The following is a 3,779-nucleotide window of genomic DNA, read 5'->3' on the forward strand; positions in this document are numbered from 1 at the left end:
GCAAACAGCATTGAAAGCCGGTTGTGGTTCTTCATCAGTCCCCGTAATCGTGTTTTGCTGAAACCAAACTGGCACTTCAGTATCCGGAAAGGATGCTCAACCTTTGCCCTAATACCTGCTTTCACATATTCATCATGCAGCGCCTGCTTATTCAGCCGGGGATGCTGTCTGAGCTTTTTTACGGCATGAGGACCTTTGGCAATAAACCACTCTTTAACCCGATGTGTCAGAGAGTCCCGTTTTTCTGCCCCGCGATATCCGGCATCGGCGAAGACAATTGCTACCGGCTCCGTAATCAGGCTATCCGCCGCATTCAGGTCATGCACATTTGCCGCCGTGGTCACTACTTTTTCCGTCAAGCCTGTGGCCGCATCAACAGCAATATGAGCTTTCATACCAAAGTACCACTGATTTCCCTTGCGGGTCTGATGCATTTCAGGATCCCGTTGACCGGCTTTATTTTTTACGGAACAGGGAGCGGAAATAATGGTCGCATCGATAATGATGCCCTGACGTAACATCAGTCCGGCCTGCTTCAGTTTCTGGTTAATCAGTGCCAGTATCTGTTCTCCTGCATGATGTTTCTCCAGAAAATGGCGGAAATTCATGATGGTTGTGCGATCTGGCACCGTGTCACAGATCCCCGCAAATTGACGGAACGGCAGGACATCATGCAGGGCGTCTTCAGCCGCTCCGTCACTGAGGTCAAACCAGAGTTGCAGGCAGTGGATACGGAGCATAAGCACCAGGGGGAAAGGCCGTCGGCCGCGACGGGATGACGGATAGACGTGAAGCAGCTTATCAGCAATATCCTGCCACGGCACCAGAACATTCATACGGTCAAGAAAACGGGATTTACGGGAGGAATAGCTGGAAATGGCAGGCATTGTAAACAGCTCATGATAAAGAAAGCTTTATGTTCTCACATATGACGATTAAATCGCACCTTCCTTAGCAGATCGTCTTACTTTATTTATAACATCAAAAAATAAAACTAAAATATATACCTGTTCAGCTTAACTTATTATATACCTTCCTGATGAAGCCGGACGATATGTTTATACTGAACAGAAAGAATGCCAACCAGAATATTATCTTCTGTTATACATGGCGGTTTATTTATTGTTTAATTAAACATATTCAGGCATATTTCTATACCATCATGATGTTTTCACTGGTGTTACTACTGGTATTAATACTAATGTTAATACTACAGGTGCTTTTACAGCATTCTGGTATTGTTTAAAACGACTGTCGCAGCAGTCTTTCTGGTGTTGTAAATACTATTATTGTAAGTGCTATTACTATAAATACTATTATTGTTATAACTGCATCTGGTGTTGTTACTAACTTATTACTGTTATTGTTACTGCTTTCTTTATTACTATTGCTGTTCGTCTTTGCTTGTTTTTTCTTATTAAGGATATTACCAAACTACGGGAGCATTATCGTACAGTGATCCTGAACCATTCTGAAACGAGATTACACATCACGACGAAAAGATAAAAAAAAGCCACCATTCCTTCCGGATACAGTGGCTTAAATAAAGTATTAATTAACTTATTTCAGTATGTTATCACACATCATCTGAAGTGTATTAATAAACCTGGCTGCATGAAAGCCATCACAAACGGCATGATGTACCTGTACAGAAACAGGTAATAATACGCGGTTATCTTCCTGCTGAAACTTCGCCATAGTAAACACCGGAGCAAAATAATCATCATTACCGGTGATATTCAGGTTAAATCCGTCAAAACTCACCCAGGGTAATGATGATATATTCAGGTGGTTCTCTGGTAACGCTCCCTGCGGGAACAATGCAGTATTATGCTGATATTCTGCCATCACCGCATTATAGCCCGCCATAAATTCACTGATATCCGGACAATAACGGCAGAAGAGCGCAGAAAATGTTTCAGTCTCTTTATGAAAAACAGTAAATACAGGATCGGTCTGATCCCAGTAAATCAGTGCATTATCTTTCATTGCCATCCGGAACTCCGGAAACTGATTAACAACCCGGGAGATCAGATAAATCATCACCGGATAAAATTTATAATCCGTTTCCGCCAGTGCGGTACGCAAAGCTGTAATATCGAGTTTTGTGGTCAGGCTGAATCCGCATTTTATCTGCTGACGATAAAGAGCAAAATGTTCTCTGCGGTTCCAGGTGTTCAGATCAATTCTGGTAAAATTCATGTTTATTCCTTCTGATTAATAGCGAAAAATATTAATAATCAGAAGGCAGTCTGGTTGTCTCAATGGGCAGCATCCCGTCCTCCGTAAGCCGCTTGGTACAGAATAATGATATCAGATTCGGGGGCACTGTTGCAAATAGTCGGTGGTGATAAACTTATCATCCCCTTTTGCTGATGGAGCTGCACATGAACCCATTCAAAGGCCGGCATTTTCAGCGTGACATCATTCTGTGGGCCGTACGCTGGTACTGCAAATACGGCATCAGTTACCGTGAGCTGCAGGAGATGCTGGCTGAACGCGGAGTGAATGTCGATCACTCCACGATTTACCGCTGGGTTCAGCGTTATGCGCCTGAAATGGAAAAACGGCTGCGCTGGTACTGGCGTAACCCTTCCGATCTTTGCCCGTGGCACATGGATGAAACCTACGTGAAGGTCAATGGCCGCTGGGCGTATCTGTACCGGGCCGTCGACAGCCGGGGCCGCACTGTCGATTTTTATCTCTCCTCCCGTCGTAACAGCAAAGCTGCATACCGGTTTCTGGGTAAAATCCTCAACAACGTGAAGAAGTGGCAGATCCCGCGATTCATCAACACGGATAAAGCGCCCGCCTATGGTCGCGCGCTTGCTCTGCTCAAACGCGAAGGCCGGTGCCCGTCTGACGTTGAACACCGACAGATTAAGTACCGGAACAACGTGATTGAATGCGATCATGGCAAACTGAAACGGATAATCGGCGCCACGCTGGGATTTAAATCCATGAAGACGGCTTACGCCACCATCAAAGGTATTGAGGTGATGCGTGCACTACGCAAAGGCCAGGCCTCAGCATTTTATTATGGTGATCCCCTGGGCGAAATGCGCCTGGTAAGCAGAGTTTTTGAAATGTAAGGCCTTTGAATAAGACAAAAGGCTGCCTCATCGCTAACTTTGCAACAGTGCCCGTTTTTCCGATGTGCCGAAATGCCCGCTTACCAGGGTGTGCAGCTCATTCAGAATATAATCATACATCTGATAATGCGCTTTCCACGGCTCCTGTGTGGCATTGACATAAAACCCGGCACCCTGGCCGAGATCGTACTCTTTATCATCCGCCACCTGACTGCCGCGCGGACTGGTATCCGGCGCGACAATCACCAGGCCGTGTTCCGCTGCGTAACGCTGTGCCCCGGCTTTGGTGATAAAATTCTGCTCGTTGCAGGTCAGCCCGGAAAGCCAGTACAGCACAGGACATTTCTCTGTTTTTGCCTGCGGCGGCAGAAACACGGAAAAAGTCATCGGCGTGCCGGTCACCGCAGAGTGGTGACGCCAGACTTCCTGGCTGCCGCCGAAACAGACGTGATGTTCAATCCGTTCCATAGTATCTCCCTGAATACGTTATCAGTAATGAATGACTGTGCGGATGGATTTGCCGTCGTGCATCAAATCAAAAGCTTCATTGATTTTATCCAGTTCCATGGTGTGCGTGACAAACGGCGCCAGCTCGATTTTGCCGCTCATGGCATCTTCCACCATTCCCGGCAACTGGGTACGCCCTTTCACGCCGCCGAACGCCGTGCCTTTCCAGACCCGGCCGGT

At 46.6% G+C, this 3,779-nt stretch carries 4 protein-coding genes and 1 pseudogene; 1 reads left to right on the forward strand and 4 read right to left on the reverse strand.

Annotation, left to right across the window (positions count from 1 at the left end):
- A partial coding sequence (locus KO499_RS12270) for an IS5-like element ISKpn13 family transposase (RefSeq protein WP_215984054.1) occupies positions 1-887 on the reverse strand: 887 nt, incomplete at its 3' end.
- A gap of 673 nt (positions 888-1,560) precedes the next feature.
- Positions 1,561-2,202 carry a type A-2 chloramphenicol O-acetyltransferase CatII gene (locus tag KO499_RS12275; protein WP_011751353.1) on the reverse strand — a complete coding sequence of 214 codons (642 nt, stop codon included), beginning with the start codon at positions 2,200-2,202 and terminating at the stop codon, positions 1,561-1,563.
- 185 nt (positions 2,203-2,387) lie between these two features.
- On the opposite strand from KO499_RS12275, the gene KO499_RS12280 reads away from it, so the two are divergent.
- Positions 2,388-3,092, forward strand: a complete 705-nt coding sequence (locus KO499_RS12280; protein WP_001067855.1) for an IS6-like element IS26 family transposase — start codon at positions 2,388-2,390, stop codon at positions 3,090-3,092.
- A 33-nt stretch (positions 3,093-3,125) separates the two neighbouring features.
- Here KO499_RS12280 and KO499_RS12285 read toward each other — a convergent pair whose 3' ends face one another.
- Positions 3,126-3,560 carry an alpha/beta hydrolase-fold protein gene (locus KO499_RS12285; RefSeq protein WP_000439571.1) on the reverse strand — a complete coding sequence of 145 codons (435 nt, stop codon included), beginning with the start codon at positions 3,558-3,560 and terminating at the stop codon, positions 3,126-3,128.
- A gap of 21 nt (positions 3,561-3,581) precedes the next feature.
- Positions 3,582-3,779 (reverse strand): annotated as a pseudogene (locus KO499_RS12290) (S-(hydroxymethyl)glutathione dehydrogenase); the annotation flags it as partial.

The sequence above is a fragment of the Marinobacter sp. F3R08 genome (assembly GCF_018860425.1).
Lineage (GTDB): Bacteria > Pseudomonadota > Gammaproteobacteria > Pseudomonadales > Oleiphilaceae > Marinobacter.